We start from the raw sequence: 26,369 nt of genomic DNA on the forward strand, positions 1-26,369 counted from the left end.
CTCGGACACCGTCGAGGCCTTCCGGTCGGGCAGCTTGGTCGCTTCCGATCTTGGAAGGCCTCGACCCGTTCCCGGCCTCAGCTCCCACGCGCGAGTCCCTCACACCCACCGCAGGTACGAAGAGCCCCTTATCCCATCGCCGACTCTTCCGGCGCCTCGCAGACGTCGCTGCATGCCGCGCTTGTCCAGAATGTTGCGAATGGCCGAGTGTGACCGGTTAGTTAGTTCGGCGATTTCACGCAGCGACCGGCCAGCCGCGTAGGCGCTCAAGACAAACTGCTCGACCCGTTGCTGTACAGCCGGATCAGGTCGCGGCACGTTCGTCCCTACGAATTCAGGCAGCGGCCGGAGTTGCGGCCGCGGCGGATAGGGCGCCAGACCTTCGACGGATAGTGCTGAACTAGAGCGCGCTAGTCCTCAGTGGAGACCAGCAGCTTGCGAGTGCGCCGCTTAAACGGAACCGGGCCGCCTTCCAGGTGATGCAGCGCCAACCGGTTCAGGTCATGGCGCTCCAACGAGCCGCACGCCTCTACTTCGCCCTTGCCGGCCGTCGCCTTCATGGTCACGATTTGCTCGGCGTCACCGCTCACAACAATTCCCGGACTACGCGTTGCGAAGATGTATTGTCGGGATCCGCGCAGGGACCGAAGCCGGTCTACCAGATACTCCTCGATCCACGGCGCGTGCAGAGCGTCCTCAGGCTGATCCACCAGCACTGGCGTAGTGCCATCGGCCAGCAGGATGACGAGGATAGCGGTGCACTTCTGCCCGTGCGCCAGGCTCTCGATAGGGACATAGCTGCCACCGTCGGGCTTCTTAAACTTGACCGTTAAGACATCAGGCCGGTCAATCAGTTGCAGGTCGAGCAGCTGGACGCGCAGGTCGCGTTCCTCGATATTGGCATACAGGCGCGCTAGACTAGTGGCATCTATACCCGCGTCCGTATTGACGAGTTCATTGAAGGTGCCATCAAGCATATGACGGGCGAAACGGATTGGGTGAATTGTCCGAGCGATGGCATCCAGGACGTCCTCGCGGACCCGTGATCCCACTTTCAGTATGTTCAGGTCGTCCCTGAATGCTGTCCAATTGCCCGTATTGGGAACGTCCAGTTTGACGAACCCGGCCGTCTTTTCATTCAAGGTGAGCACACGCTGCCGCCGCAGATCACGGCGCTGGCGGCGCAGATCCTGCAGGCGCGCAATGAGCGTTTCACGCGCGCCCGTTACTTCCTCCAGCGCTGGACGAGCGACCTTGTCCAACTCATCCTTGGCAGCCCGCGCCTCAACCAACTTGGCCTGCAGCGATTCGAGCCGTCCGCGAAGTGAGATCAGTGACGAGCCCGGGTTGATCGCTTCGAGCTTGGCATCCAGCTGCTGCTTGAACGCCTCAAACCGCGTCGACCACTCACCCTTGATTGCGACCAGCTCGGCAGTTCCCTTGTCCATAGCCGCCTTGAGGTCGGCTACCGCCTTGTCAGCCGCCTGCTGCAGGGCATCAACCTGCGCCTCAACCTTTAAAAACAGATCGTCGTTACTCTCGACCGGTGTCGGCCGCTTGGCCTCTGGTACAACGATTGCCGGCGGCGCCAGGCCGGCCACCTGGTCTGACAGGGTCCGCAGCGCGGTACGTTCCGCCTGCCAGGCTTCCTGTTGCTTTACGACGTCAGTGTCGAACAGGGCCGCCAGCTGCCGAACCTGTTCCTCCAGCTCGACCTGCTTGGCAGCGAGCACCTCCAGCTCCTCGACGCGACGACGTCCATCGAGCAGAGACTCGGCGTTTGCCTTCAGATCGCGCCGGGTGCGTGCAAGGTCAGCCTCGATAGCCGCGAGGTCAATACCGGCGTCGATCAAAGACATCCGGCCCACCGGTTCGCGCGAATACTCCAGAACCTCGCCCTGAGAGAAGGCGGCAAGCGTGACAAGGGCGGTCGGGTCCGCGTCCACGACCACCCAGTCGTCGGCAGTCTGCTGCAGCACGGTCGGCCCGGCGCTGCCATCAGCTGCGAAGACGCGCTCGACGACATAGCGTTGACCGTCCGCCGCGAACTGCACGCGCACGACGCCCGTGTCCCCGAGGGCTGCCTGGAGGCGGGAATGCACTTCTTTCCAGATGGCCGGAAAGGCTCGTTTGTCGATCTGCTGGTCAAAGGCATACCGGATAGTCTCCAGCACCAGCGATTTGCCGGCACCGGTACCACCCAACAGACAGTTCAAGTCAGCGCACAGCTCAATGGCCTGCCCGCCCAGGAAGCCGCCAGTCAGCTCTACCCTCTCAATAACGGGATGGCTGGCCTCGGCCGCCACCGGCTCCAAGGAGATGCGCAGGTCGGGATCAGCCAGCGCGTGTCGGATGCCCACCAGGTCCGGACGGCTAGCCTTAACCCAGGTGCGCCGCGCCCCGATGCCAGACAAGGCATGCGTGCTGCCGACCGGGTCCCAGGTGTCCGAGCCGCGCACGTAGGCCACGGCACGCTCATCCTTGAGCTTATCGTCAACCGTGGTCCGCGTATCGAGGTGCACAACCTCTAGCGCAGACAGGTGCTCCGCAAGCAATGTCTTCTTGAGATGGGCACCGACGCCGAGCTTGAGCAGGCCCTTGGGCTTCTCAATGTGCGCCGGGATGGCGATGCCGCCGGCGTCCTCAACGTGGCGCGCGGTGTCCATGATGCCGTAACTGGCGGCTACATCGAGCTTGCCGTGGTCGGCGGATTTGATGCCGAGGACGACCAGCAGGTCGTTGATAACGGCACTGCTGGTGCCCTCTTCAAAGATGGCCAGCAGATGACCTTCGGTGGTGCTAATCTCGACACCCGGCAAGACAACCAGCTCGGTCCCCGCAGCGGCAGCGGCGACCTGATCACACCAGGCTGACGTGTTGTGATCGGTGATAGCAATAGCGTCCAAACCGGCAGCCAGCGCGGCAGCAACGATGTCAGCCGCCGTGCCATAGTTCTCCGGCTTGGCGTCTGACGATCCCGGCGTATGGACGTGGAAATCGACAGCCCAAAACTTGGCGTGCTGCCCCATGACCTTCAGTAGTCCTGCTTCGCCAGGGCCTTGATGTAGGACGCCCGCCCCACGATGGCAGCTCGGAAGGCCGCGAAGGACAGCTCGTCCGCCGGCTGATGGATCGGCGTCGTCGGATCAGCCGAGGACGTCACGAAGCAGGCAGCGTCGTAGAGGCGCTCCCGCAACAGCCGCTGACACAGGATCTGGTAGCGGTCCTTGTAGGAGGTCTGTTCAAAGACCGGATCGGCCGGGAACAGCGACTTGGCGACGCGGACCGGTGTCGTCGACTTGGCGTGCTCCTCTAGGAAGAAGACATAACCGACCCACGGCCGGACGCCGCCAAAGGAGCCGGCCTCCCAGGCTCGCCAGATGTCAGTGGCGTTGCCGAGTGCTTCCTCGACCCGGTTGTTGAAGTTGTTGCCAAAGGATGGTCCCACCTGGGACTTGAACTCGATGGCCGCCACCAGGACGTCGTCCTCAACGACTAGCAGGTCCCACTTCTTGGTCGGTCGGTAGTAGCCGGGTAGTTCGACGCCGGCCGAGCGCTTGATGCTCTCCTTGTTGAATCCCGATGCCACAAAGGCGTCTTCAATGAGCTGCGCCATCGCGTCCAAATGGGCGCCGCCAGTCACCTCACCGCGGGTGCCGGCGTCGGTCTTACCCTCAGCTAGCTTCTTGGCCGCTTGGGCCTGTCGGACGCTCCAATAAGATCGGACAGCCTGTTCAAACTTCTGATCGTCGGTCATTCAGCAAATCCTCCAATTTCATTAAGCTTGTAAAGCCGCACCGCCACCGCCGTTGCAGCCTCGACGTCCCGAGCTTCAAAGGCCGCACTCAAGGCATCTGCGTCGGCCGGCGTCACCGACGCCAGCTCCGGCACTCGGATGCGCCTGAGGTACTGCGACTGGAACCGCAGCGTTCCACCTCGCATCTTGACGGCATAGGCCTCGATGAAGGCGTTAGCGACACGCGACATCAGCAAGCCGCCCAGGACGCGCAGGTCCCACTTGTCGGAGGTGACGTAGTACAGGTTGTGGTGCGGGTAGGCCGCGCCCTCGTCAAGGACGGGATGCAGCGTCATCCGCATGTCGGGGATCAAGAGCTTGGGACGGCCGGTCAGCCCGACATCGACGCGGTCGATGGTCCGGAACCAGGTCTTCGGCCGGGCGGTCGCCACATGGCGCTTCCGGAGAGCGGCGCCGTGCTGCTCCAAGTAGCTGCGTAGGCGCGGGTAGTCGTCCAGCTCGACCAGGCCAGTCGCTTGCCACGGGCTGACTAGGTAGTTGCCGGACCACTCGAAGGCGCCGGATGCCAGGTCCCGCACCATAGCCATCGGCAGCAGGCGGTCATCTTCGACATCGATCCGCTCGGGAACGACGTAAATTTTGTCGGCCCCCGTGGCGATACCGATTCCCACCTTGGTGCCGGTGGCGGCGTCTTCCAGCGGCCGGAAGTTGTCCGTCAGGTATTCGATCATCGCCAGGCGCCCCGGCGAGCCCTGAGGCCAGGACTCGGCACCTCTGAACCAGTGCGGCAGCCGGGCGAGCTTGTACGGCTTGCCCTTCGGTCGGACGACCCCGGACCCGCCGGCCGCGAAATCCAGGACGTCGGCTGCATGGCTTGGACCGAAAGCCGCCGTCGTGTCAGCGATGACAGCTGAAGCTTGGCTGCGGTTGCTCAGTACAGTCACGGCAGGGTAGGCGCTGACCTCGTTCTCGAACGCATCCACGTCGTGCATTGTCACCACGGCGTCGACGGAGAAGCGCTCACCGATCAGTTGACGTAGGTGCTTGCCGTATTGATTACGCATCCAACGATCAGCGCAAATAAAGCCCAGCTTGCCGTCGGGCTTGAGGCTGCGCAGGCCCCGTTCAATGAAGCCGATGAAGACGTCGGCGCGGCCCGTCATCGTCGGCCAGGTACTTCGGTACGCCGCCATACGGGCCGGCGGGATGTCTTCAAGGCGGATGTACGGCGGGTTACCCACGACCACATCGGCGGTCGCCAGCTCAAACTCGGCCAGGAGGTAGTCCCCCGGGTTGACCCAGGCCTCTGCAATAAGCTGGGTGTCATCAGCGGGCCAGCCGTCGGCCATCAGCACGCTCCGCACCACGCTGCGGGCCTGCATGACGTTGTCCGGGAGCAGGTCGAAGCCTTGGACGGCATCCCGTGCCTCAGTAATGTCGCGGCCATGCGTACGGCAGGACTTGCTCAGGCGTTCGGCGATGACAGTAAGGAAGGCGCCACAGCCACAGGCGGGTTCGACGAGTTGCAAAGCGGCAAGGTCGCGGTCACTGGTATAGCCGACAAGGTCAAGGATCAGTTCGACGACCCAGCGTCGCGTGAAGACTTCACCGTGCTCGCCTGAAAGATCGAGCGGCGGCTGAGGAAGTGCTAAAGCCGCTTGGAACGAGCTTGTGCTTTTCATTGCGCTACTGCCATACTGCTCATTATTTTATGGTCAGCCCACCACATAAGCAAGGCAGATTTGCTCGGCACAGCCTGAGACTGTACGTGCCAGCAACGACGCAACCCCGTCACCAGCGACCGACTCGCTGCCGTTCGGGCCTGCCAGGGTGTCAGCAGGGCTAGCGACCAGCGGCCTGCTCGGCGGCGAGGCTCACCGCACCTCGGTCCCGTCGGCGCAGACCGGGCTTGGCCAAGACCACGGGGCCCGCAGCCGCTGGAGCTAAGAATTGTCGTTATGGTCGAGCAGCCCCGGCCAAGCTGTCCCACCGGCGGCCACCTCGCGGACGTAGTTCTCCAAGTCGTCAGGGTCGACCGACTTGTGCAGGTAGCCGACCGCGCCGACGGCACGGGCCCGGGCATAGTCAGCTGGCCCGGCGCCGATGGCACTGAAGAAGATCACGTGGCAGTGGGGCTGTACCGCCAGAAGCGCCTCAGTGGCCGCCCAACCGTCGCCGCCATCCATGTTGCAGTTCATCAGCACGACGTCTGGAGCAAGCGTGTGGGCTGCGTCGACCACCTGGTCACCGCGACCGCAGCCGCCGACAACGCGGACGTCTTCTGTCCGGTACTCGAAGCAGGCGGCCAAGCCTTGCCGCACGACCAGGTGGTCATCCACCACCATCACGCGGATCACGCCGCCGAGCCTGACACGGGAGGTGGCGACACGGCAGCGACGCATGAGCTAGCGTCACCTGCCATCACGATGAGCATGTCCGGCCCCGTAGAGCCTGAGTTGATCCGGCAGCTCCCGACGGCCGAGCTGGCACTGCACCTGCTGACCACCCTGGCCAAGGGTCGGACCGTCAACGCCAACAGCACGCTGCGTGGGGCAGAACAGGCCTTTGTCTACAACCGCGAGCCTGACGTCGACCTCCTGCTCGGCCGCCTGTCGGACGCCTGGGCCTGGCTCGAGTCTCGTGGTCTCATCGGGCCAGCGATCAGGGACACCGGGTCGGCCTGGCGGCGCCTGACCGCCGCGGGGCAGGAACTTGCGCAGGACGCCGCAGCACTGCCGAAGTTGTGGGGAGGTGAGCGGCTGGCCGGGGCGCTGGACCCGGTCCTGGAGGATAAAGTCCGGCCGATCTTCAACCTCGGCGACTACGAGACGGCCTGCTTTGCGGCCATGAAGGCCGTCGAGGTCGAGGTCCGGCGGGCGGCCGGGCTCGGCGACTCGGTCATCGGCGTCGCCCTCATGCGCGAGGCTTTTAAGCGCGACGGCGGGCCGCTGGCTGACAGCGAGGCTGACCCCGGCGAGCGGGTGGCGCTGATGGAGCTGTTCGCCGGCTCGATCGGGGCCTTCAAGAACCCGTCGAGCCACCGCACAGTGCACTTCGATGACCCCGTTGAGGCTGCGGAGGTTGTCCAGCTCGCCAACTTGTTGCTGCGCCTGCTCCGGCGTGCAGAGGCCCGGCGGCAGACACAGGAAGAGCCGTAAGCACAACAGGGGCGACGTCCCGCCCGTACATGGGCCAAGGGCCTTCAGTCCGCGTCGCGCGGCGGCTTCAGACCGCGGACAAGCTCGGCAGGGTCGACTTTCAGCCCGCTGGCAAGCTTCAGGATGTTGTGCAGCGTCAGGTTGCGCCGACCGCGCTCCACCTGGCCGACGAACGTCCAGTGCAGCCCACAGGCCTCGGCCAGGCCTTCCTGGCTGAGGCCGAGCTTCTGCCGCCGTGTGCGCACCCGCTCGCCGAACTGGGTAGCGGCCGGCGAAACCGGGGCGGCGGAGACAGGCATGGCCGGGCAAGCACATACGTCCCATGACCCTGCGACCAGAGACGATACGCCCCATGACCTTGCGTCCTAGTCGAGTCCGCCTTACGTTGACCGGGCCGGTCGACCGTCGGCCGGACCCCTCAAGGGGCGGACATGAGGGTGGGGTGGCACCGACATGAACGGTGGCGGCGGTTGAACATGAGGTCGTCTTGACCATCTGACCGGAGCGCCGCGGCGGTCCTGCTTGGCGGCACGGCCGCCGCGGTGTCTCCATGGGCCAGCGACTGTCGGCACGCTGCGGACACTTGCCCTATGGACGAACACCGCCACCTCGCCGACGGCGCAGGCGCCAACGACGCTGTCCAGGTCGCCACGCGACGTTACCTGTCGTCGGAGCACCTTTGGTCGAGCCTGCACGCTACCCGTCGTTGCCGGGCGATTGAGACCGAGCTCCTCGGTAAGGTCCGCGTGGACATTGAGCACCGGACCTATGCCATGACCGCCGTACTATCTGCCGTCGCCTTCCTTGAGGCACTGGTCAACGAGACGTACGACGACGCCCACGACACCCAACATGACAGCGGCCGCATCGCCGCACTTGACGGACGGGCCCGTGGCCTGATGGCCGCGTTCTGGCAGGCCACCCGAGGCCGCGACCGCTACGTCGGCGTCCTCGACAAGTACCGCATGGCCCTGCTTTTCGCCGGCGCTCCGCCGTTCGACCAGGGCGCGAACCCGTACCAAGACGCCGAGCTGCTCATCCGGCTGCGCAACGAACTGGTTCATTTCCGGCCGACGTGGCACGAGCAGGGCGTCCCCGACAAGTTCGGCGACAAGCTGGCCGAGCGCTTCGCTCCCAGCGGACTGCTGCCGGCCAACGACGGTTCCCCGTGGATTACTAGGGCCCTCGGAGCTGGCGGGGCCGCGTGGGCCTACAACACCTGCAAGGCCTTCGCCGACGCTTGGACGGACCGGCTGGGGATAGCGCGGGCCTACGAGGCCGACTTGGCGGCCTGGGAGCAAGGCCCCTAACCCAGTGATGAAGCGACCATCCCGGTCGCTACGGCCAGTGTCCCGTACCGGGTCTGATGGAGGCTCTCAATCCACGTGAGGATGAGAGTCATGGCGGCACCGAGGAAGTACCCCGACGAGCTGCGTGAGCGGGCGACCCGGATGGCGGTCGACGCCCGGCGTGACCCCGCGACCCGGACCGGGGCGTTGAAGCGGATCGGCGAGCAGCTGGGCATCAACCCCGAGACGCTGCGCAACTGGGTCATCCAGGCCGAGATCGACCAGGGCCACCGGCCGGGGACCACGACCGATGACGCCACCCGGCTGGCCGAGCTCGAACGTGAGGTCCGCGAGCTGCGCCGGGCGAACGCCATCCTGAAGAGCGCGTCGGCTTTCTTCGCGGCGGAGCTCGACCGCCCGTCCCGCTGATCGTCGCCTTCATCGACGCCCACAGGCTCGAGCACGGGGTCGAGCCGATCTGCGCAGTCCTCACCGAGGCCGGCGCGAAGATCGCCCCGAGCACCTACTACGCGCACCGGTCGCGGCCGCCGTCGGCGCGGTCGGTGACCGACGCGGCCACCACCGAGGTCATCGAGCGGGTGCACGCCGAGAACTACGGCGTCTACGGCGCCCGGAAGGTGCACGCCGAGCTGCGCCGGCAGGGCCACCGGGCGGCCCGCTGCACCGTCGAGCGGCTGATGCGCACGGCCGGCCTGCGAGGCCTGAGCCGGGCGACCGGCCCGCGGACCACGGTGCCCGGCACCGGCCCGGACACCCGCCCGGACTTGGTCGACCGCGCGTTCACCGCGACCGGCCCCGACCAGCTGTGGGTCGCTGACATCACCTACTGCCGGACCTTCTCCGGCTGGGTCTACGCCGCCTTCGTCATCGACGTCTACTCCCGGCGCGTGGTCGGCTGGCAGCTGTCCCGCTCGCTGCGCACCGACCTGGCCCTCGACGCCTTGGAGATGGGCATCTGGACCCGCCGGCGGGCCGGCCGCGACGTCGGCGGCCTGGTCCATCACTCGGATAAGGGATCGCAATACGTTGCCGTGCGCTACACCCAGCGCCTCGCCGAGGCCGGCGCGGTCGCCTCGGTCGGCTCGACCGGGGACAGCTATGACAACGCGCTGGCCGAGGCGTTCAACTCGCTGTTCAAGGCCGAGCTGGTCCGCAACCGCGGCCCCTGGACGGGCATCGACATCGAGCTCGACTACTCGGACTGCGGCGTCGAGTACGTCAACGTCGTCGACTTCATCGCCAGCTCAGAGCGGACGCGGGTGTCGCAGAGCCCCAAGACCGTGCCGGGGCAGCGAATCAGCGTCGGCTTCGACGGCTGGGTGTTCCCCCGGTCCGGCGTGGCGTTCGTGTGGGTTACGAAGCCGTAGGGCGGCAGGCTTCGCTCGAAGCACTGGAGCACCGGTCGCACTGCCACAAGCCAGTATGGCGTCACACCTAGGGACGCCCGCATTCTCAATAAAACCCAAAGGGCCGGAAAGCAGAAAGCTTCCGGCCCTTTGGCGGGGGTGTCCGACTTCTCTTCGGCTCGTTTAACGGGCGGCTGAAAACCCACCCGCCCCCTCTTAGTTTACACCAAGTTGATCAGTACTTGGTGTCGACGACGTTGTGCTGTGAGTCGTAGATCGTCGTCATGTGGTTGCCCTGGGTGTCCTGCTGCGACACGAAGAAGTGGTCGTCCGAGTACTTCGGGTCGTCCACGCTGCCGATCGTGACGCGGTAGGTGCCGTCGTCCGAGATGTCGCGGTGCTGCCCAGCCATGTCATCCCCAATCCCTCCTAGCTCCAGCAGCTAGAAGTCCGAGCCGGCGCGATGGGAGCGGCCACCCCGGGAAGCGGCCTGCCTGAGCAGTGCCGGAGCTGCATCAGGGATGCCAAGGCTGACACAGCTGAGCCAACGGTGCAAGAGCTGTCCCACCGCCGGTACGTCTTGTACCAGACGTGGAACAGCAGTGTTTACGTTGGTGACGACTAGGGGTAGGTTGGTGCGACCTGATCCGGTGGCGGGACCAGGTCAGGAAGGTCGTCCCGCATCGACCGCCCCCACTCACGGCGCTCGCGCCACGACGCGCACAGGGAGGTGTCATGAGCGCAAACGACCGCTTCGGAACCGGCGAGGTCGGTGGGTCACCGGACTACGAGCCGCCCGTCCATGGATACATGGATGGCTACGGTGAGGTGACCGCCTCCTTCGGCCGCGGAGCAGCCGACGGGGAGACCCTCCTCGCCGACGGCCACGCCCGGAGCCGATCGCAGTTCGACGGCCACCGCGGCAAGCGAGGTCACGACCACTACGACGGCCAGGGCGGCGGTGCAGACCACCGCGGCAAGTACAACGGACCCGGTCACTGACTGAGGTCGCGGGCAGTTTGGCAGTTCTGCCCCGCATCCCTATGATGCGAAATCAAAAACTGCCATAATAGAGGTATGACAGCGTACATAACCTCGGAAACCACCGATGACCTCAAGCGGGCCTATCTCAGCCTGCTTGAGATAGCCGACTCGGCGCCGCACCTCGCCCAACAGTGCGGCGATGTTCTATTTGCGCTCGGCACCCTTGAGATGGCTCTCAATGCCGACGGTTGCTCCCAAGCGCCGTATCACAATCTGAAAGAGTACTTCTTGTACCTGGAGGACACGCAGCGGCCCGATACCGACGGGCATCAGCGCCAGCAGGCGGTGCGCCAGATGGAAAAGTTCAAGCGATCCGTACGCAGTTGGGCGCAGAGCGAGCCCTCCACGCCTGCGGCTGGGGCGCCGGCCGTTGAGGTGCGACCTTCCGATCCTGAGACCCAAGCGGGCACAGCGGGACTGTCCTCATAGGTGAGGTGCGTGCAGCGCGTCCAGACCATCGCCGGCTGACTGAGCTGACCCGCGCGGCGACCAGGTCCAGGCGGCTGCGCTCCAGCTCCGAGGATGCCCTCACTCTATGGGGCAACCCACAGGGGGCTCCGACACGCTGTGCGTTGACGGGGCGTCTAGGTTTGGGGCATCCAGTACCACCTGGCGACAGCACACTGCCGCGTGAGTATTGCCAGTACTGATAGGGAGCACGAACGAACTGTTGGCTGCCACAGATGCGCTCCAGCTGCCCAAGGCTCAGGAGCCCGAGGACCAGCACGCTTCGCAGGTGCGTCGCCGGATGCTCGACGCTGCGCAGCGACTCGTCGAACGAGCTGGCGGGCTGAGCGTCAACTTGGAGAACCTGAGCTATCCCGACATCCTCAAAGAGGCTGGGGTGGCGCGGACATCGGTCTACCGGGAGTGGAAGACCAAGGAGGACTTCTACGTCGACCTCCTGTGTGACCTGGCGGGGCCGAGCTGGCAGGGAACCGCCGCCTTCGACGAGAAGACCATCAAGATCGCCCGAGACATTGTGGCCGACCGCGTTGCCGAGCTCCAGGAACCGGCAGGACGCGAGCAACTCCTTCGCGACGTTGTCCGTGTTGCAGCGCAACAGAACTTCGATGCGCTCATGTCATCCACGGCCTGGCGGACCTACGTCGCGTTGAGTGCGACGGTCATGGGGCTACCCGACGCCGACAGTCGTCAGCGCGTGCTGGCAGCGCTGCAAGAGGCAGAGCGGACCTTTATACGCAACATGGCTGAGTTCTACGCCGACATGGCGACGGTCCTCGGCTTTCGCCTGAGAGCGCATGCCAAGTCCTTTGACGTCGTTGCCGCGGCTGGGGCCTCCGTCGTAGAGGGCATGGGGCTCCGCAGATTGCTGGCCCCTGAGTTGGTAGACCGCCCACTCGATGTCGAAGGACCCCACGGCGCGGAACAGTGGCACCTCGCCGCCTTCTCGTACTGGACAATCCTGCAAGGCATGATCGAAGCGGACCCGGACTATGACTACGCCAAGGCCCTTGCTACGTATCTGAAGCGGCTCGCCCAGCGCGAGCTGGCCGCCGGAGTGCACTGACGCCTCTCGTCGCCTTCGGCCTAACGCCACCAGAGCGCGTACAGCCGGTCGCGCCGCGGGTCACGGAAGCGGCAGATGTAGGCGCCCTCATGCGGGCGCAGTGGGTAGCGCTCACGGGCGAAGGCGACCTCGAAGAAGCTGTCGGCGACCACCGCCCAGACCGCCGTCGGGTAGGGGTGCTCCAAGAACGAGACGCCCATGGTCAACGCGCTCGGCCGCCAGTCACGCGGGAAGCCGTAGACCAGGCAGGGCGGTGACGGCTCCGACGTCGGGTTGTCGAGGTGCTGGCTGTCGCCGACCTGGTTGCCGCCGTCGACCGCGGTGAAGCGCGACAGGGTGCAGCCAAGGATACGGTCGCCGCGCACCGCCGCCATGACCACCAGGTGGCCGGCGAAGTAGTCGGTGATCAGGCTGGCGCGCAGCTCGGCCAGCTTCTCGTCCGACCAGCGGCTGAGCGTCTTGACGGTCCGGCCGATGACGCGGCCATAGCCCGTGCGGCGCTCCATCAGCCAGTCCGTCTCCGGCCCCGTCGGCTGCCGGCCGAGGTGCTGCGCCAGGTCGAGGCCGAAGTCGACCGCGAGCGCCGTCGCCCGCTCCCCCGGGCCGAGCGCCGCCAGGGCAGCCCGTAACCGCTCGTACGCCTCCTGCGGGTCGCTGGTGCCAAGCGCCGACATGACGGCGCCGCTGGCGTCCAGACGCGCCCTGGTCAGGCCCGGACCCTCGCGCAGCTTCCGGAGCTGCTGCCAGACCGGATCGTCCGTGTCCACTGACCTGTCCCATCTTTGGGGTCTGGATCGCCTCCTGACGCGCCCGGGGCGCCCGGAGCCTCGATGACGTGGCCGTTGCCTCTCAGCAGTCCGCTGAGACGGCCACGTCAGGAGGCACCATGCACACCCTCTCCCCCTACGGCAGCGCTGACCTGCTGCCGAGCGACGCCCGCCGTGCCGGCCGGGCCGTCAGCCGCTATCAGACCGGCGGCCAGCTGCGCACCGCCCAGGTCGACGTCGACACCGACGTCGCCATCGGCAAGGCCGAGGCTGCCACGGCCGTCACCGGTGCGGCGATGGCCAACGTCGTCCGCGTCGCGCAGGCGCAGCGCCACCTTGAGCAGCTGGCACCGGAAGCCTCGGGCCGCCTGGCCCTGCTGGCCGACGATCACGCCCTCACGATGGCGGACGTTTGCACCGACCACCGGCGTGCCCTGCGGCGGCGGTGACGGCCATGCTGACCGTCCTGGCACTCGTCGGCGTGCTGGTCCTTGGGTTGGCCCTCGGCCTCGTCTGGCGCGGCGCCGTCCTGATCGGCGACCGCCGGACGCTCGATCGGCTGGCCAGCCAGCTGGAGGCCGAACAGTGCATGGCGGCTGCCACGCACGCCACCCTGGCGGCCATGCGCCAGACCGTCCGGCGCGGCGTCTCCGGCGACCGCCGTCAGTGACGCGGCCGCCGCGGTCGTGGGCCGCCAGCATCGTGGGCTTCTGCTTCGCGGTGCTGGCGGCCTGCCTGGCCCTCAACTGGGCCGCCGAGCTGCTGCGTGAGGCCCTCCCCGTGCTCGTCCCGGTGGGCGTCACCGTGCTCGTCGGCATCGGGCTCTGGCGCTGGCGGCATCCCCGCGGCTGGTAAGCGGCCGACGCGTCCATAACAGCGTACGCACCGTTCCATTCGGTGCCGCTGAATAGACAACAATGGTTGACCGTTGAGTCAACTCAACATATAACAAAAGGACGTGCATGTTGAGTTGACTCAACACTTAATACGGCACGGTGGAAGGGGGGTAGCAATGAGCAATAGGCATCGTCGACAGTCGAAAGGAGGGAAGCGCATCCGCCGCATTTCCGTCCGTGCCGTCTGTCGGGAGCAGCCCGACCTGCACAAGCTGAGCCGCGCCCTCATCCGGCTGGCCATGGAGCAGGCCGCCGCGGAGGCCGCCGCCAAGGCGCAGGCCGAGAGCGAACACACGCCAACGCGCACCACGGAGGCAGCTGATGACTAGCCCGCGCGCCCTTGTCTGGCGACAGCTGCACTGGCAGCGACCGCTCGAGCTGGTGCGCAGCGCAGCGGTCCTCCGTCAGTGGGCGACCGACGCCCGCAGTCCGGTGGTAGTCCTCGAAGCCCGCGCCAGCGCGGCCGGCGTGGTCTATCTGCTCGGCGCAGCACCTGCGGCTATCACCGGCCTGACGACGGCGCTCGGCGACCTCGCAGGCGCTAAAGCCACGACGCTCGGCCAGGAGGCCGCCCGTCTCCCCGTCGACGTGGCAGGCAGCCTGCGCCTGAGCACCCGGCATCGGCCGCTGAAGACGGCCGAGCCTGAGACAACCGTCTACGCCATCCTGGCCGCCCTGACGCGGGTGCGCGCTAGCGAAGAGCTGGTGCTGCAGTTGGTCCTCGGCCCGCGGCGCATCCCCTTGGCCGTGCCGACGCACAGCCCGTCCGCGCTGACGGCGCCCTGGTACGTCACCGCCTGGCACGGCAATGGCAGCACGCTCGACGGCGACAAGCGCACAGCCCTGCGCACCAAGGTTTCCGACCACGGCTTCGCCTGTGCGATCCGCCTCGGCGTCCGATCGGCAACGGCAGAGGCCCGTCGTGTCCGGCTGCTCGGGCTGCTGGCGGCGCTGCGCACGGTGGAGGCTCCCGGCGTCCAGCTCCGCCTCGTCCCTGAACGTCCTGACCGGCTGAACACCGCACGGACGCCCTGGCGCTGGCCGCTGCGGTTGGGCGTGCCGGAGCTGGCGCCCCTCACCGCCTGGCCGCTCGGCGATGGCTTCCTGCCGGGCCAGCCAGCCGCCCACCCACGACCGCTGCCGCCGACGCCGGGCACCGTGGGCCGCAAGCGCGTCCTGGCCAGTGTGACGGCGCCCGGACACCGGGGCACGCTGGCGCTCGGCATCCCGGCAGCGCTCCAGCACCTGCACGTCGTCGGCCCGACGGGCACCGGCAAGTCGACCTTGCTGGCCAACCTCATCCACCAGGACATCGCCGACGGCCGGGCGGTCGTGGTGGTGGAGCCCAAGGGCGACCTGGTGGCTGATGTCCTGGCCCGCGTGCCGCCGGAGCGCTGGGACGACGTCGTCGTACTGGATGCGCAGGACCCAGTACCGGTCGGGCTGAATCCACTTGCCCGGCACGGCCGGCGCCCGGAGCTCGTCGCCGACACCGTCCTGTCGATCTTCAAGCAGCTCTACGGCAAGAACGTCGGGCCGCGGAGCCAGGACATCCTCTACGCCAGCCTGCTGACCTTGGTGCGCCGCGACGACGCCAGCTTGGCCATGCTGCCGCTCCTGCTGACCAATCCCGGCGTCCGCCGCCGGCTGACGGCCGGCATCCGTGACCCGCTGCTGCTCGAGCCGTTCTGGGCGACCTACGAGGCCTGGTCCGAGGCGGAGCGCCTGAGCGCCGTCGCACCGGTCATGAACAAGCTGCGGCCGTTGCTCCGGCCCGGACTGCGCGGCGTGCTGGCGCAGCGGCAGCCCCGCTTCGGGCTGAAGCAGGTGCTGACCGAGCGCCGCATCCTGCTCGTGCCCTTGCAGCGCGGCGTGGTCGGCGACGACGCCGCCCGACTGCTCGGCTCGCTCGTCGTCGCCGAGCTCTGGCAGACGCTGCAGTCGCGGGCGGCCATCCCGGCCCAGCGCCGCCACCCGGTCATGGTCTACATCGACGAGGTCCAAGATTTCTTGCACACCGGCACGCCGCTCGACGAGGTGCTGGCCCAGACGCGCGGCTACGGCGCCAGCTTCACCCTGGCGCACCAGTTCCTCAAGCAGCTGCCGGACACCATGCAGAGCGCCGTGCTGGCCAACGCCCGTTCCCGGGTGGCCTTCACCCTCAGCGAGGCTGACGCCCGCGTCATCGCCCGCGGTCACCCCGAGCTCAGCGCCGACGACCTGGCGGCCCTCGGCGCCTACGCGGTCTACGCCAGCCTGTACACCGGCCAGGGCGTCAGCCCCTTCGTCTCCGGCAGGACCCTGCCGCTACCCCCGCCGACCGCCGACCCGGCGGAGCTGCGGCGTCGCAGCCGGGAGCGCTGGGGCCGTCCGCTCGACGAGGTCGAGGCCGGCCTGGCCGACCTGCTGCTGCCAAGTTCGACCGCACCTGAGGCACCGACTGGGCGCCGCCGGAGGCAGCCATGAGTCCGGCTGAAGGGTGGTCCGATCGGTGGTCCGATCGCGTCGAGCCCGAGACGATGAACACCGAGGTCGGCGCTCGGTACCGCGGCGATACGGCGCCCGAAAGTCTGTCCTCCCTCGTGCGCTCCGGAAGGTCTGTCCGGGGGCGGACCAGCGCCCGGCGGCTGCTCCGGCTGCAGAGCGATCTGAGCGACCGCGAGCGCGGTGTGCTGCTCGGCCTGGCCGACTGCCGGCTGCTGACGACGGGCCAGCTGCAGCGCCTGCACTTCGCTGATCACGCCACCGAGGGCGCCGCCAGCCGCATCTGCCGCCGTGTCCTTGCCCGGCTCCAGCGCCTGGGTGTCATCGAGCACCTCGACCGCCGCATCGGCGGGGTGCGGGCCGGTTCGGCGTCCTACGTCTGGCGCGTCGGCCCGGTCGGCGAGCGCCTGCTCCGGCAGGACGATGGGGCGCCCCGCGGCCGCCACAAGCAGCCCGGGTTGCGCTTCGTCGATCACGTGCTGGCCGTCGCTGAGTGCAGCGTGCAGCTGGTCGAGGCTGACCGCCGCGGCGACCTGGAGCTGCTGACCACTGAGCACGAGCCCACCTGCTGGCGCGGCTTTCTCGGAGCCTACGGCAGCGCAGAGACGCTCAAGCCCGACCTGTACGCCGTGACGGCGACCGCCGAGTACGAGGACAGCTGGTTCATCGAGGTCGATCGCAGCACCGAGAGCCTGCCGACGCTGCTCAAAAAGTGCGCCCAGTACGAGCGCTACCAGCGCACCGGCCGGGAGCAAGAGCAGCGCGGCGTCTTCCCGGCGGTGCTCTGGGTGGTGCCAGACGACCGGCGGGCCGAGGTCCTCGTCGCGGCGATCCGCCACCGCTACGGCACCGACCACGAGCTGTTCCGGGTCACGACCGCAGCCAGCTTCGTGAGCGTCATCGTTGGCGCCGCCGACCCGCCGGGGCCAAGCAACTAACCGAAAGGAGGCGATATGAGCCATGAAGTACAACAACACGAACAAGAACTGGAGCAGCAACGCACCGAGACAGCCTGGACCGTCTTCCAGCTGTGGTCCGGCAGCCGAGACGAGGACTGCTTCCGCCGCAGCTACCTCGGCCACTACGCCAGCCGCGACGCCTTCGGCCAGGAGCTGCTGGCCCGGCTCGGCGCCGACGGCCGCATCTACCGGCTGCCCGACTGGCTGCAGGCCTACATCCGCCTTGATGGCGAGGCCGTGGTGCAGGACTTCGAGGCGGCCGGCCACTTCTACGTCTTTGACGCGCCAGACGACGGTGGCACGTTCGTCTTTGACGCTTATGAACACCCGGCCCGCGTTGTGGAATAAGCGCCGAAACGTTGAGTCAACTCCACAATAGGGCGATAATAGGAACACTAACAGGAGCACTGCCTATGACCCCATCTCAGCGCGACGAGCTTGCCGAACTACTGACAAGTCGCCGGAAGGCCAAGGGCCTGTCCATCCGCGGCGTGGCCAGCGTCGCCGGCGTTGACGCTGCCACGGTGCTCAGCCTGGAGCAAGGCCGCATCGAGCAGCCGAAGGCCGCCAAACTGCGGGCCATCGGGGGCGCGCTCGGCATTCCCGCCGCCGAGCTGTACGCCGCCGTCGGCTGGCTGCCAGGGGCTGAACTGCCGGCCTTCCGCCCTTACCTGCGCTCCAAGTACCGAGAGCTGCCCGAGGAAGCCGTCACCGAGATTGAGGCGGTCTTTGATCGCCTGTCCCGGGACTACGGCCTGCACGGACCACGGGACGGGGAGGACGAACGCGCCTAGAGCAACGACTAACGAAAGGAGGAACGCCATGAGAGAGACCACTAACGAGAACCGCAGCGTCCTGGCGTCCCTCCGGGCCGTCATCCCGATCCGGCCGCTCGAGCCGAGTGAGGCACTACAGGTCGCCGAGCTGCAAGCCGCCCGGTTGCTGGAGCTCACCAACAACACCGAGGCGCCGCTCGACTGGACGGTCATCGCCGGGCTGCCCCGCCTGCGCATCCGCCGCGAGTCCTTGCCGACCTCTGGCATGAGCTTCTGGGACGGCCACAACTGGGTCATCGTGCTGAACCGGGACGAGCCACGAACGCGCCAGCGCTTCACCCTGCTGCACGAGTACAAGCACATCGTCGACCACGGCGCGACCGACCGGCTGTACGTCGGCACGGGTCGACACCAGGCCTCGGATCAGGCCGAGCAGGCCGCTGACTACTTCGCCGGTTGCGCCCTCATGCCCAAGCGGCTGGTCAAGCGGGCCTGGGGGCAGGGGCTGCAACAGTCGGCCGCCCTCGCCTGGCGCTTCGGTGTCTCTGAGCGCGCCATTGAGGTCCGGCTGGCACAACTGGGCCTTGTGGAGCCGCGGCCGCGCTGCACGCCACCGTCCACAGCCCGAGCCGACTTCCGACCCCGACGCGCCTACTATCGCCAGTTCTCCCCGGGGTGGCTGGGCCAGCCCGCGCACGAAGGGGCCCCCGCATGAACAGCCGCCGCCTGGACGCGCCGAAACGGGCCGTGCTCTACCTGCGGGTCAGCACGGTCAGCCAGGTGACCACGGACTACGACCCCGAGGGCATCTCCATCCCGGCCCAGCGCGCGGCCTGCCAGCGCAAGGCCGAGGGGCTGGGCGTCGAGATCGTCGATGAGTACGTCGAGCCCGGCCGCTCGGGTACGAGCATGAAGAGCCGGCCGGCCTTCCAGGCGATGCTGGAGCGCATCAAGACCCAGCGCGACGTCGATGCCGTCATCGTCTACAAGCTCAGCCGGATGAACCGGAACTGGGAGGAAAGCGCCCAGGTCATCATGCAGCTGCGGGCCGCGAAGGCCCAGTTGCTGTCGGCCACCGAGAACATCGATGAGACCCCGGTCGGGCGGCTGACGCTCGGCATCATGAGCGCCATCAACGAGTTCCGCTCCGCTGAGGACGGCGAGGACATCCGCTACAAGATGGGCGAGAAGGCCAAGCGCGGCGGCACGATCAACAAGGCGCCCCTTGGTTACCGCAACGTCCGCGAGGACTTCGAGGGCCGCCTGGTGCCCAGCGTGGCCGTCGACCCGGAGCGCGCCCCGCTGATCCGCCAGGCCTTTGAGCTCTACGCCACCGGCGAGTACAGCCTGGACCGGCTGACGCAGACGATGGCCGACCTCGGCCTGAGGAGCCGGCCGACGAAGCGCTTCCCGGCCAAGCCGGTCTCGCTGGAGCAGCTGCGCCAGATCCTGGCCAACCCCTACTACACCGGCGTCCTGGTCTACCAAGGCGCCCTCTACCCCGGTCGGCATGACCCGCTCGTTGACCAGCGGCTCTTTGAGCGGGTCCAGGAAGTCGCCGACCTGCGCTCCCGGCGGGGCTCCCGCGACCACGTCCACTCGCACTTCCTCAAGGGCATGCTCTTCTGCGGCCGCTGCCAGAAGGCCGGGCGGGAGCATCGGTTGATCCTGACCGAGGGCAAGGGGCGCGGCGGGTCCTACTTCTACTTCCTCTGTCGGGGCCGCCAGGAAGGCGTCTGCGACCTGCCGTACCTCCGTGTCGAGGGGGTTGAGGACGCCGTCGAGCGCGAGTACGCCAACCTGGCCCTGCCGCCGGACTTCGCGGCCAGCGTCGAGGCCCGGGTGGGCGAGACGATGGCCGATGAGCAACGCTCCACGCGCCAGCTGCGCAGCAACCTCAACGCCGAGTTGGCGCGCCTGAGCAGCGCCGAGGAGCGCCTGATCGACCTGGCTGCCGAGGGCGCCCTGCCCGTCGCCAAGGTCCGCTCGCGGCTCACCAAGCTGCAGCAGGACAGGGAGCGCATCGGCCACCAGCTGGAGACGGTCGAGCAGGACCTGGCCGAGGGTGCCGAGGCCCTGACGGCTGCACTGCGGTTGCTCGACAAGCCGCAGCAGCTCTTCCAGACGGCCGGGGACACCACTCGGCGGCTGCTGACCCAGACCTTCTACGAACGTCTCTACATCGACGATGACGACATCACCGAGGTCCGCTATCAGGAGCCCTTCGGTGATCTGCAGGAGGCCGGGCGTACCTGGTCAGCCGCGCTGTCCGGCGGTCGCCGCGGTCGGACGGCGTCCAGACAAGCGAAGAGCCCCGACACCAACGGTGCCGGGGCTCTTCAAGGGGGGTGGGCCGCCTTGCTCGCCTCCGCGTCGTTGGACGCGGGTTCGAGCAAGGCGGCTCTGGTGGAGGTGGCGGGAATCGAACCCGCGTCCTTCGACGCATCACCAGGGCTTCTCCGAGCGCAGTCTGCGTTGCCTCTGCTCGACCCCGTCGATCATGCAGACAAGTCGACGTGACGGGCCCAGTCGCTGTGCGATGTCCCGAACGCGCCCGCGACCGGCACGTGCGGTGAGTCATCTAGCTGATGCCAGGATCCGGGTCGATGACGAACCCGGGCTGACAGACTCGCCTAGCTGCTATCAGGCAGCGAGAGCGAAGTCGCGCTGATTGGAATCGGCGCTTATGGGGTTTGCAACGGATCGTTAACGAGATGATCGTTGCCTTCCTCGGCTCGCTTCCCCTGGTCACCCGACCGAAGTCGAGACCATTCACCCCCTGTGTAGTTGTGCAGACAGCCTAACGGCAGGCACCAGGGACTTGTTCCCCCGGCGCCGCCGCCACGGCCGTCAGCCGACGCTGCCCAGCACGAGGTCCACCATCACCGGCAGCAGGATCACGATCAGCAGCGCGCCCAGGATGTCGAAGGAGATGCCGCTGCGGATCATCTTCGTGATGGGCACGACGCCCGAGCCGTAGGCGATCGCGTTCTGCGGCGTCGACACCGGCAGCATGAACCCGAATGACGCGGCGAACGTCGCGGCCAGCGCCGGCACGAACGGGTTGATCCCGGCCGCCATGGCCACCGGGATGATGATCGGCACGACGACGGCGGCCGAGGCGGTGTTGCTGGTCGTCTCGCTGATGATGATCGCCAGGATCACCGCGAACACCGTGATGGCGAAGGTGCTGCTCAGGCCCAGGTTGTCCGCCGAGGCGTTCCCGATGGTCTCGGCCAGCCCGGTGCTGGCCAGCAGCGAGCCGAAGATGATGCCGGTGCCGAAGAGCAGGATCGTGCCCCAGTCGATCTTCGCCGCGTCGCTCCAGTTGAGCGTGAACTCGCGGGCCTTCCAGTCGGTGGGCAGCAGGAACAGCAGCGAGGCACCGAGGACGGCGATGATGCCCTCGTCCATCCGGTCGCTGATCGTCGTGTACAGGTCCGAGTCGGTGCCCGCGGTGAGCGCGATGACGCCGGGGAAGATCCAGCAGGCGACGGTCAGGCCGAAGGCGATCAGCGTGTTCTTCTCGGCGCGGGAGAACTTCCCGAGACCGGCGCGCTCGGCCTGCACGTACTCGTTGACGCCCTCGATCCGGCGGATCTCCGGCCGGTTGAGGAGCAGCAGGACGGCGACCAGCGCGACGAACATCAGCGCGCAGATGGGCAGCGCCATGAGCATCCAGTCGAGGAAGCCGATCCGCTCCCCGGTCGCCTCCTCGATCAGCCCGCGGCCGATGAGGTTCGGCGGGGTGCCCACCGGGGTGATCAGCCCGCCGACGCTCGCGCCGTAGGCCAGCATCAGCATCAGCGCCGCACCCACCCGCAGCCGCAGCGGGTCGAAGTCGGGCTTCACCAGCTCCTTGTCCTGCAGGAGCTTCGCGATCACCGAGAGGATCCCCAGCGCCGTCGGCAGCAGCATGGCCACGGTCGCGGTGTTGGACACGAACGCCGACAGCAGGCAGGTGATCGCGCCGAAGGCGATGACCACCCGGTAGGTCGACGTGCCGACCCACTTCAGCGACAGCACGAACATCGCGAACCGCCGCGCCAGGCCGTGCTTGAGCATGGCCATCGCGAGGATGAAGGCCCCGATGAAGGTGAACACCGTCGTCGAGCCGAACGGCGCCAGCGCGTCGTCGGCCGGGACGACGCCCATGGTCACGATCGCGCCGATGCCGATGAGCCCGCCGATCGGGATCGGCACCGGCTCGGTGATCCACAGGACGATGACGCCCAGCAGGATCGCCGCGAGCAGGTGCTGGTCGCGCGGCAGGTCGAACGGGATGAGCGCGAAGACGATGGTGACGGCCGGCGCCAGGAACAGCCCGACGGTGCGCCGCCCCTTCTCGAACCGCTCCTCGGCGGGGCTGAGCTGCTGCTCCCCGAGGCTGCGGTAGGTCGCGCTGCCGCGGAACGCGGCGTCGACGTCGGTGCGCGTGCCCTGCTGCTGCTCCTGCTGCCGCTCCGTCGCGGTCATCTCGCCTCCCGGGCCTGGGGAACGATCCGACCCTAGAAGGACCCTCTTGTCCCCCACCACTGGCGAGCTCGCGGCGGGCCCTGCAGGAGGGTCGGGCGATCAGCCCCTGGCCAGGCCCGACGTGGCCAGGGCACCGTTGGCGACCAGGGTCCGCGAGAGCTCCTTGGCGATCTCGATGACCCGTGCGGTGCGCTCGGGCCCGAGGAGCAGCCAGGGATCCGCGGAGAGCGCGTCGGTGTGCACCTCGAGGCGGGCGCGCAGCTCGGCGCCCTCCTCGGTGAGCCCGGCGTCGTCCATCAGCCCGCGGTCGGCCAGCGCCTGCACGGCGTCGGCCCACTCCTGCTCGCTCCACCCGCGGGTCGCCTTCGCCGCCTCCGGCGTGAAGCCGCGGCCCAGGGCGGTGTGGGTGACCAGCGCCTCGATGCCCGACAGGCCGGAGTGCAGCAGCGCCGCGACGTGCCCGTCCCCGCGGTGCTCGCGCAACAGCGTGGCCGCGTGCCAGAGGACCAGCAGCGGCTCCTCGGGCCAGGGCAGGTCGGCGTGCCCGGCGTAGAGGGCGCGCCCCTCCGGCGTCAGCACCGTGGTGGCCTCGCGCAGCAGCTCCCCCAGCTCGGCGACCTCGTCGGAGGACGCCGAGTCGCCGAGCAGCCGGGTCAGCGAGGCGCGGGCGGCGTCGAACCGGGCGGCCAGCACCCGCTCCGGCGAGGCCAGGGTCCAGGCCTCGGGGATGGTGCGCGCGACCAGCGTCGGCGAGAAGTTGTAGAACGTCGCGATCACGGTGCCGGCGCCCACCGGACCCATGGCCGCGGACCGGCCGGCGAAGTAGCACATCCGACCGGGGCGCAGGCCCGCCGCGGTCAGGTGCTCCTCGGTCTCGGGCGCGAAGTACACGTGGGAGTGCAGGAGCTCGACGGCGCGGTGGGCCCGCGCGATCTGCTTCGGGTCGAGGGCGGCAGAGGACTGACCGGTGGGGACCATGCGCCGCACCCTAGCCATGCGCCCCTGTCGGACGCCCGCCGTCAGCGGCGCACGAACAGGCAGAACGGGTGTCCGGCGGGGTCGCGTAAGACCCGCACGAACTCCTCGTCGTCCTCGTGCCCGCCGATCTGCTGCGCGCCGGCCTCCTCGGCGAGCGCGCAGGCGGCGTCGAGGTCGTCGACGAGCAGGTCCAGGTGCTGCTGCATCTGCTGGGTGCCCGGCTCCGGCGGCCAGACCGGCGGGACGTGGTCGCGCTCCAGCTGGAAGGACAGGCCGGTGCTGCCGTCGGCCGGCCGCAGCGTCGCCCACTGGTCGGTGTCGTCGCGCAGCGGCCAGCCCAGCAGCCGCTGGTAGAAGCGCGCCAGCCCGCGGGGGTCCGGCGTCCCGAGGACGCTCGCGACCAGGGTGACGTTCGGCATCAGGTCTCCAGTTCGAACAGTCGGGCGCCATTGCCCCAGAGGACGGCGCGCAGCCACTCCTCCCCCAGTCCGAGCCGGTGCAGGGCCTCGAGCTGGTGGGCGTAGGCGTAGGGGATCGACGGGAAGTCGCTGCCGAGGAGCACCTTGTCCCGCAGGTCCGACAGTCTCGGCAGCTCGGCGCGGTCGAAGGCGTTGGAGCCACGCTCGGTGAAGTCGGTGGCGAACATCGTCGTGTCCAGGTGCACGCGCTCGTACCGCTCAGCCAGGTCGAGGAAATCGCGGTACTCGGGCATGCCGAGGTGGGCGATGACCAGCTGCAGCCGGGGGAAGCGCTGGAGCAGCCCTGCCATCGGCTCGGGCCCGGTGTGCTCGCCGGCCAGGGGGCCCGACCCGCAGTGGATGACCACCGGGGTGCCGGTCTCCTGCAGCCGCGCCCACACGTCGTCGAGCAGCCGGTCCCGCGGGTCGAACGCCCCCACCTGCACGTGCACCTTGAACACCCGGGCACCCCGGTCGAGGGCATCGGCGACGTAGCCGGCGGCGTCCGGCTCGGGGTAGAAGGTGGCCGACTGCAGCACCTGCGGCCGGCCCTGCGCGAACTCGTGCGACCACTCGTTCAGCCACGCGGCCATCCCCGGCTTGTGCGGGTAGGGCAGCGTCGAGAAGGCCCGCACACCGAGCTGCTCCAGCACGGCGAGCCGTTCCTCGACCGGCAGCCGGTAGGTGATCGGCCAGGCGGCGGTGCCGTAGTGGTCCCGCGCCCGGCCGAAGTAGTCCCACACCTTGGCCTGCACCCGCTCCGGCAGGAAGTGCACGTGCACGTCGACCAGCCCGGGCAGCCCGAGCTCCCGCCAGTAGCGCGGGACGTCGGCGTCGTCGACCGGAGCTGCGATCACGGCTGCGACCCTAGGGCGCCGGTCGGGGGCGGTCCGGTCAGAGGGTGACGACGACCTTGCCGCGCACGTGCCCCTGGGCGACGAGCCGGTGGGCGGCGACGAGGTCCTCGAGCGGGAACGCCTTGGCGATCGGCACCCGCAGCTGGCCGGCGTCGGCCATCCGGCCGAGCTCCTCCAGGTCGTGCTGCTCGGGGCGCACGAAGACGTAGCGCCCGCCCATGTCATTGGCCGAGGGGTCCACCACCGACGCGATGCGGGCGACGTCGCGCACCTGCTTCGGGGCGTCCGCGAGGGCATCGCCGCCGACCAGGTCGAGCACCGCGTCGACGGGCTCGGACAGCTGCCCGCTGATCGGTCCGGCCGAGTAGTCGAGCACCTCCGCGGCGCCGGCGTCCCGCAGGAAGCCGTGGTTGCGCGGGCTCGCCGTCCCGATCACGTGCGCGCCCAGGGCGACGGCGATCTGCACCGCGTTGAACCCGACGCCGCCCGCCGCGCGGTGGACCAGCACCCGGTCGCCCTCGCCGACGTCGAGCACCTCGGTCAGCGCCTGGTAGGCGGTCAGCCCGGCGAGCGGGAGCGCCCCGGCCTCGGCGAAGGAGAGCGACGCCGGCTTGTGCGCCAGGCAGCGCTGCGGCGCGGGCACCAGCTCGGCCGCCGTCCCCCACTGGACGTCGTCCCGGCGGACGTAGCCGAACACCTCGTCACCGGGTGCGAACGCGACCACCGCCGGGCCCACCGCCTCGACGACACCGGCGACGTCCCAGCCGGGGATGATCGGGAAGTGGTGCGGGAAGAAGCTCGCCAGCCCGCCGGCGCGGATGCCCATGTCCACGGGGTTGACGCCCGCGGCCCGCACGCGCACCAGCACGGTGTCCGGCCCGACGGGCGGATCGGCCAGGTCGTCGCGCAGCGTCAGGACGTCGTCGTCCCCGAACCGGTCGTAGGCCATTCCTCGCATGCCGCCCACCGTAGGCGGGTGCGTGGGGCGCGGCGCAGGACGGCTACCGCGGGAACCCACCCGGTACCGCGTTGCACGGCGGTACCGGCATCGCTCCGGCGGTAGCGGTCAGCGGCGGCCCTTCACGTACCGGCCGAACGCCTTCTGGATCTCCCGCCGGGAGTCGCGCTCGGCCATGTCGTGCCGCTTGTCGTAGGACTTTTTGCCCTTGGCCAGGGCGAGGGTGGCCTTGACCTTGCCGTCCTTGAAGTACAGGTCCAGCGGGACGAGCGTCAGCCCGCCCTCCTTGATCTTGCCGATCAGCTTGTCGATCTCGCTGCGGTGCATGAGCACCTTGCGCTTGCGGCGCGGCGTGTGGTTCGTCCACGTGCCCGCGACGTACTCGGGGATGTGCACGTGCTGCAGCCACACCTCGCCGTCGTCGACCGAGGCGAACCCGTCGACGAGCGAGGCACGGCCGGCACGGAGGCTCTTCACCTCGGTACCGGTGAGCACCAGGCCCACCTCGTAGGTGTCGAGGATCGAGTAGTCGTGCCGCGCCTTCTTGTTCTGGGCGATCAGCTTGCGCCCTTGTTCTCGCGGCATGTCGCCAGGTTAACGCCGGGGATGCCGCG

Annotated in this window: 29 protein-coding genes, 1 other RNA gene and 1 other annotated feature; of the genes, 15 read left to right on the forward strand and 15 right to left on the reverse strand. The window is 68.3% G+C overall.

Features of this window, described 5'->3' with window-relative positions; genetic code table 11:
* Positions 1–410: 410 nt before the first annotated feature.
* The 4 genes from DQ239_RS11785 to DQ239_RS11800 all read right to left on the reverse strand — a co-directional run bounded on the left by DQ239_RS11785 (position 411) and on the right by DQ239_RS11800 (position 6,114).
* Positions 411–3,029, reverse strand: coding sequence for a PHP domain-containing protein (locus DQ239_RS11785; protein ID WP_113834623.1), 2,619 nt, complete (start codon positions 3,027–3,029; stop codon positions 411–413).
* A gap of 5 nt (positions 3,030–3,034) precedes the next feature.
* Positions 3,035–3,757, reverse strand: coding sequence for a PaeR7I family type II restriction endonuclease (locus tag DQ239_RS11790; RefSeq protein WP_113834624.1), 723 nt, complete (start codon positions 3,755–3,757; stop codon positions 3,035–3,037).
* Positions 3,754–5,439: an N-6 DNA methylase gene (locus DQ239_RS11795; protein ID WP_113834625.1), complete on the reverse strand. Its 1,686-nt coding sequence runs from the start codon at positions 5,437–5,439 to the stop codon at positions 3,754–3,756. Before DQ239_RS11795 ends, DQ239_RS11790 begins: the two co-directional genes overlap by 4 nt.
* A 261-nt stretch (positions 5,440–5,700) precedes the next feature.
* Complete coding sequence (locus DQ239_RS11800; protein WP_158544823.1) at positions 5,701–6,114, reverse strand: response regulator transcription factor; 414 nt, start codon at positions 6,112–6,114, stop codon at positions 5,701–5,703.
* 69 nt (positions 6,115–6,183) lie between these two features.
* On the opposite strand from DQ239_RS11800, the gene DQ239_RS11805 reads away from it, so the two are divergent.
* Positions 6,184–6,915: a TIGR02391 family protein gene (locus DQ239_RS11805; protein WP_113834627.1), complete on the forward strand. Its 732-nt coding sequence runs from the start codon at positions 6,184–6,186 to the stop codon at positions 6,913–6,915.
* Positions 6,916–6,959: 44 nt separating this feature from the next.
* On the opposite strand, the gene DQ239_RS11810 is transcribed toward DQ239_RS11805, so the two are convergent.
* Positions 6,960–7,214: a helix-turn-helix transcriptional regulator gene (locus tag DQ239_RS11810; RefSeq protein WP_113834628.1), complete on the reverse strand. Its 255-nt coding sequence runs from the start codon at positions 7,212–7,214 to the stop codon at positions 6,960–6,962.
* Positions 7,215–7,505: 291 nt separating this feature from the next.
* On the opposite strand from DQ239_RS11810, the gene DQ239_RS11815 reads away from it, so the two are divergent.
* The 3 genes from DQ239_RS11815 to DQ239_RS11825 all read left to right on the forward strand — a co-directional run bounded on the left by DQ239_RS11815 (position 7,506) and on the right by DQ239_RS11825 (position 9,592).
* The gene (locus DQ239_RS11815) at positions 7,506–8,225 is read left to right on the forward strand and encodes a hypothetical protein (RefSeq protein WP_113834629.1); all 720 of its coding nucleotides are present in this window, start codon (positions 7,506–7,508) and stop codon (positions 8,223–8,225) included.
* Positions 8,226–8,315: 90 nt separating this feature from the next.
* Complete coding sequence (locus DQ239_RS11820; RefSeq protein WP_158544824.1) at positions 8,316–8,633, forward strand: transposase; 318 nt, start codon at positions 8,316–8,318, stop codon at positions 8,631–8,633.
* Positions 8,594–8,722: a sequence feature (AL1L pseudoknot), on the forward strand. It overlaps the preceding gene by 40 nt.
* Entirely contained in the window at positions 8,681–9,592 is a 912-nt protein-coding gene (locus DQ239_RS11825; RefSeq protein ID WP_233489154.1) for an IS3 family transposase, read from the forward strand. Its footprint overlaps the feature before it by 42 nt.
* A gap of 214 nt (positions 9,593–9,806) precedes the next feature.
* Here DQ239_RS11825 and DQ239_RS20350 read toward each other — a convergent pair whose 3' ends face one another.
* Positions 9,807–9,983, reverse strand: a complete 177-nt coding sequence (locus tag DQ239_RS20350; RefSeq protein ID WP_158544825.1) for a hypothetical protein — start codon at positions 9,981–9,983, stop codon at positions 9,807–9,809.
* Between the two features lie 323 nt (positions 9,984–10,306).
* Here DQ239_RS20350 and DQ239_RS11830 point away from each other — a divergent pair, with 323 nt between their 5' ends.
* From DQ239_RS11830 to DQ239_RS11840, 3 genes are all read left to right on the forward strand, one after another.
* Complete coding sequence (locus DQ239_RS11830) at positions 10,307–10,573, forward strand: hypothetical protein (protein WP_113834632.1); 267 nt, start codon at positions 10,307–10,309, stop codon at positions 10,571–10,573.
* Between the two features lie 75 nt (positions 10,574–10,648).
* Positions 10,649–11,044, forward strand: a complete 396-nt coding sequence (locus DQ239_RS11835) for a hypothetical protein (RefSeq protein WP_113834633.1) — start codon at positions 10,649–10,651, stop codon at positions 11,042–11,044.
* A gap of 319 nt (positions 11,045–11,363) precedes the next feature.
* Entirely contained in the window at positions 11,364–12,146 is a 783-nt protein-coding gene (locus DQ239_RS11840; RefSeq protein ID WP_147252095.1) for a TetR family transcriptional regulator, read from the forward strand.
* A 20-nt stretch (positions 12,147–12,166) separates the two neighbouring features.
* On the opposite strand, the gene DQ239_RS11845 is transcribed toward DQ239_RS11840, so the two are convergent.
* Positions 12,167–12,913 (reverse strand): hypothetical protein, encoded by a 747-nt coding sequence (locus DQ239_RS11845; protein ID WP_113834635.1) that lies wholly within the window; start codon positions 12,911–12,913, stop codon positions 12,167–12,169.
* A gap of 119 nt (positions 12,914–13,032) precedes the next feature.
* Between DQ239_RS11845 and DQ239_RS11850 the strand changes: the two genes are divergently transcribed.
* From DQ239_RS11850 to DQ239_RS11890, 8 genes are all read left to right on the forward strand, one after another.
* Positions 13,033–13,362, forward strand: coding sequence for a hypothetical protein (locus DQ239_RS11850; protein ID WP_113834636.1), 330 nt, complete (start codon positions 13,033–13,035; stop codon positions 13,360–13,362).
* Between the two features lie 5 nt (positions 13,363–13,367).
* Positions 13,368–13,583, forward strand: a complete 216-nt coding sequence (locus DQ239_RS11855; protein WP_147252096.1) for a hypothetical protein — start codon at positions 13,368–13,370, stop codon at positions 13,581–13,583.
* A complete protein-coding gene (locus DQ239_RS11860; protein ID WP_113834638.1) occupies positions 13,580–13,768 on the forward strand; it encodes a hypothetical protein in 189 nt (62 codons plus the stop codon). Before DQ239_RS11855 ends, DQ239_RS11860 begins: the two co-directional genes overlap by 4 nt.
* Positions 13,769–14,130: 362 nt before the next feature.
* A complete protein-coding gene (locus tag DQ239_RS11870) occupies positions 14,131–16,275 on the forward strand; it encodes a type IV secretion system DNA-binding domain-containing protein (protein ID WP_113834640.1) in 2,145 nt (714 codons plus the stop codon).
* A 203-nt stretch (positions 16,276–16,478) separates the two neighbouring features.
* Complete coding sequence (locus DQ239_RS11875; RefSeq protein ID WP_158544826.1) at positions 16,479–17,231, forward strand: replication-relaxation family protein; 753 nt, start codon at positions 16,479–16,481, stop codon at positions 17,229–17,231.
* Positions 17,232–17,246: 15 nt separating this feature from the next.
* Positions 17,247–17,600, forward strand: a complete 354-nt coding sequence (locus tag DQ239_RS11880) for a hypothetical protein (protein WP_113834642.1) — start codon at positions 17,247–17,249, stop codon at positions 17,598–17,600.
* A gap of 65 nt (positions 17,601–17,665) precedes the next feature.
* Positions 17,666–18,046 carry a helix-turn-helix domain-containing protein gene (locus DQ239_RS11885; protein WP_113834643.1) on the forward strand — a complete coding sequence of 127 codons (381 nt, stop codon included), beginning with the start codon at positions 17,666–17,668 and terminating at the stop codon, positions 18,044–18,046.
* Positions 18,047–18,074: 28 nt separating this feature from the next.
* Positions 18,075–18,743, forward strand: a complete 669-nt coding sequence (locus DQ239_RS11890) for an ImmA/IrrE family metallo-endopeptidase (RefSeq protein ID WP_113834644.1) — start codon at positions 18,075–18,077, stop codon at positions 18,741–18,743.
* Here DQ239_RS11890 and DQ239_RS20940 read toward each other — a convergent pair.
* From DQ239_RS20940 to smpB, 8 genes are all read right to left on the reverse strand, one after another.
* Positions 18,683–20,059 carry a hypothetical protein gene (locus tag DQ239_RS20940; protein WP_233489124.1) on the reverse strand — a complete coding sequence of 459 codons (1,377 nt, stop codon included), beginning with the start codon at positions 20,057–20,059 and terminating at the stop codon, positions 18,683–18,685. The two genes, DQ239_RS11890 and DQ239_RS20940, sit on opposite strands and share 61 nt — an antisense overlap.
* A 373-nt stretch (positions 20,060–20,432) precedes the next feature.
* Positions 20,433–20,808: a transfer-messenger RNA gene (gene ssrA, locus DQ239_RS11905) on the reverse strand.
* A 70-nt stretch (positions 20,809–20,878) separates the two neighbouring features.
* Positions 20,879–22,504 (reverse strand): DASS family sodium-coupled anion symporter, encoded by a 1,626-nt coding sequence (locus DQ239_RS11910; RefSeq protein ID WP_113834645.1) that lies wholly within the window; start codon positions 22,502–22,504, stop codon positions 20,879–20,881.
* Between the two features lie 99 nt (positions 22,505–22,603).
* Positions 22,604–23,482 (reverse strand): hypothetical protein, encoded by an 879-nt coding sequence (locus DQ239_RS11915; RefSeq protein WP_113834646.1) that lies wholly within the window; start codon positions 23,480–23,482, stop codon positions 22,604–22,606.
* A gap of 41 nt (positions 23,483–23,523) precedes the next feature.
* On the reverse strand, positions 23,524–23,901 hold the full coding sequence (locus DQ239_RS11920; protein ID WP_113834647.1) for a VOC family protein: 378 nt from the start codon (positions 23,899–23,901) through the stop codon (positions 23,524–23,526).
* A complete protein-coding gene (locus tag DQ239_RS11925; protein WP_113834648.1) occupies positions 23,901–24,797 on the reverse strand; it encodes an amidohydrolase family protein in 897 nt (298 codons plus the stop codon). The genes DQ239_RS11920 and DQ239_RS11925 overlap by 1 nt, the downstream gene beginning before the upstream one ends.
* Before the next feature lie 37 nt (positions 24,798–24,834).
* Positions 24,835–25,755: an NADP-dependent oxidoreductase gene (locus DQ239_RS11930; RefSeq protein WP_113834649.1), complete on the reverse strand. Its 921-nt coding sequence runs from the start codon at positions 25,753–25,755 to the stop codon at positions 24,835–24,837.
* A gap of 108 nt (positions 25,756–25,863) precedes the next feature.
* A complete protein-coding gene (gene smpB, locus DQ239_RS11935) occupies positions 25,864–26,340 on the reverse strand; it encodes an SsrA-binding protein SmpB (RefSeq protein ID WP_113834650.1) in 477 nt (158 codons plus the stop codon).
* Positions 26,341–26,369: the final 29 nt, after the last annotated feature.

Source organism: Blastococcus sp. TF02-09 (genome assembly GCF_003319105.1).
GTDB lineage: Bacteria > Actinomycetota > Actinomycetes > Mycobacteriales > Geodermatophilaceae > Blastococcus.

What these genes read in the sequence shown, in the direction of transcription:
- DQ239_RS11785 (WP_113834623.1), bottom strand. Translation starts at nt 3,029, where the DNA reads ATGGGGCAGCACGCCAAGTTTTGGGCTGTCGATTTCCACGTCCATACG.
- DQ239_RS11790 (WP_113834624.1), bottom strand. Translation starts at nt 3,757, where the DNA reads ATGACCGACGATCAGAAGTTTGAACAGGCTGTCCGATCTTATTGGAGC.
- DQ239_RS11795 (WP_113834625.1), bottom strand. Translation starts at nt 5,439, where the DNA reads ATGAAAAGCACAAGCTCGTTCCAAGCGGCTTTAGCACTTCCTCAGCCG.
- DQ239_RS11805 (WP_113834627.1), top strand. Translation starts at nt 6,184, where the DNA reads ATGAGCATGTCCGGCCCCGTAGAGCCTGAGTTGATCCGGCAGCTCCCG.
- DQ239_RS11810 (WP_113834628.1), bottom strand. Translation starts at nt 7,214, where the DNA reads ATGCCTGTCTCCGCCGCCCCGGTTTCGCCGGCCGCTACCCAGTTCGGC.
- DQ239_RS11815 (WP_113834629.1), top strand. Translation starts at nt 7,506, where the DNA reads ATGGACGAACACCGCCACCTCGCCGACGGCGCAGGCGCCAACGACGCT.
- DQ239_RS11820 (WP_158544824.1), top strand. Translation starts at nt 8,316, where the DNA reads ATGGCGGCACCGAGGAAGTACCCCGACGAGCTGCGTGAGCGGGCGACC.
- DQ239_RS20350 (WP_158544825.1), bottom strand. Translation starts at nt 9,983, where the DNA reads ATGGCTGGGCAGCACCGCGACATCTCGGACGACGGCACCTACCGCGTC.
- DQ239_RS11830 (WP_113834632.1), top strand. Translation starts at nt 10,307, where the DNA reads ATGAGCGCAAACGACCGCTTCGGAACCGGCGAGGTCGGTGGGTCACCG.
- DQ239_RS11835 (WP_113834633.1), top strand. Translation starts at nt 10,649, where the DNA reads ATGACAGCGTACATAACCTCGGAAACCACCGATGACCTCAAGCGGGCC.
- DQ239_RS11840 (WP_147252095.1), top strand. Translation starts at nt 11,364, where the DNA reads ATGCTCGACGCTGCGCAGCGACTCGTCGAACGAGCTGGCGGGCTGAGC.
- DQ239_RS11850 (WP_113834636.1), top strand. Translation starts at nt 13,033, where the DNA reads ATGCACACCCTCTCCCCCTACGGCAGCGCTGACCTGCTGCCGAGCGAC.
- DQ239_RS11855 (WP_147252096.1), top strand. Translation starts at nt 13,368, where the DNA reads ATGCTGACCGTCCTGGCACTCGTCGGCGTGCTGGTCCTTGGGTTGGCC.
- DQ239_RS11870 (WP_113834640.1), top strand. Translation starts at nt 14,131, where the DNA reads ATGACTAGCCCGCGCGCCCTTGTCTGGCGACAGCTGCACTGGCAGCGA.
- DQ239_RS11880 (WP_113834642.1), top strand. Translation starts at nt 17,247, where the DNA reads ATGAGCCATGAAGTACAACAACACGAACAAGAACTGGAGCAGCAACGC.
- DQ239_RS11885 (WP_113834643.1), top strand. Translation starts at nt 17,666, where the DNA reads ATGACCCCATCTCAGCGCGACGAGCTTGCCGAACTACTGACAAGTCGC.
- DQ239_RS11890 (WP_113834644.1), top strand. Translation starts at nt 18,075, where the DNA reads ATGAGAGAGACCACTAACGAGAACCGCAGCGTCCTGGCGTCCCTCCGG.
- DQ239_RS11910 (WP_113834645.1), bottom strand. Translation starts at nt 22,504, where the DNA reads ATGACCGCGACGGAGCGGCAGCAGGAGCAGCAGCAGGGCACGCGCACC.
- DQ239_RS11915 (WP_113834646.1), bottom strand. Translation starts at nt 23,482, where the DNA reads ATGGTCCCCACCGGTCAGTCCTCTGCCGCCCTCGACCCGAAGCAGATC.
- DQ239_RS11920 (WP_113834647.1), bottom strand. Translation starts at nt 23,901, where the DNA reads ATGCCGAACGTCACCCTGGTCGCGAGCGTCCTCGGGACGCCGGACCCC.
- DQ239_RS11930 (WP_113834649.1), bottom strand. Translation starts at nt 25,755, where the DNA reads ATGCGAGGAATGGCCTACGACCGGTTCGGGGACGACGACGTCCTGACG.
- smpB (WP_113834650.1), bottom strand. Translation starts at nt 26,340, where the DNA reads ATGCCGCGAGAACAAGGGCGCAAGCTGATCGCCCAGAACAAGAAGGCG.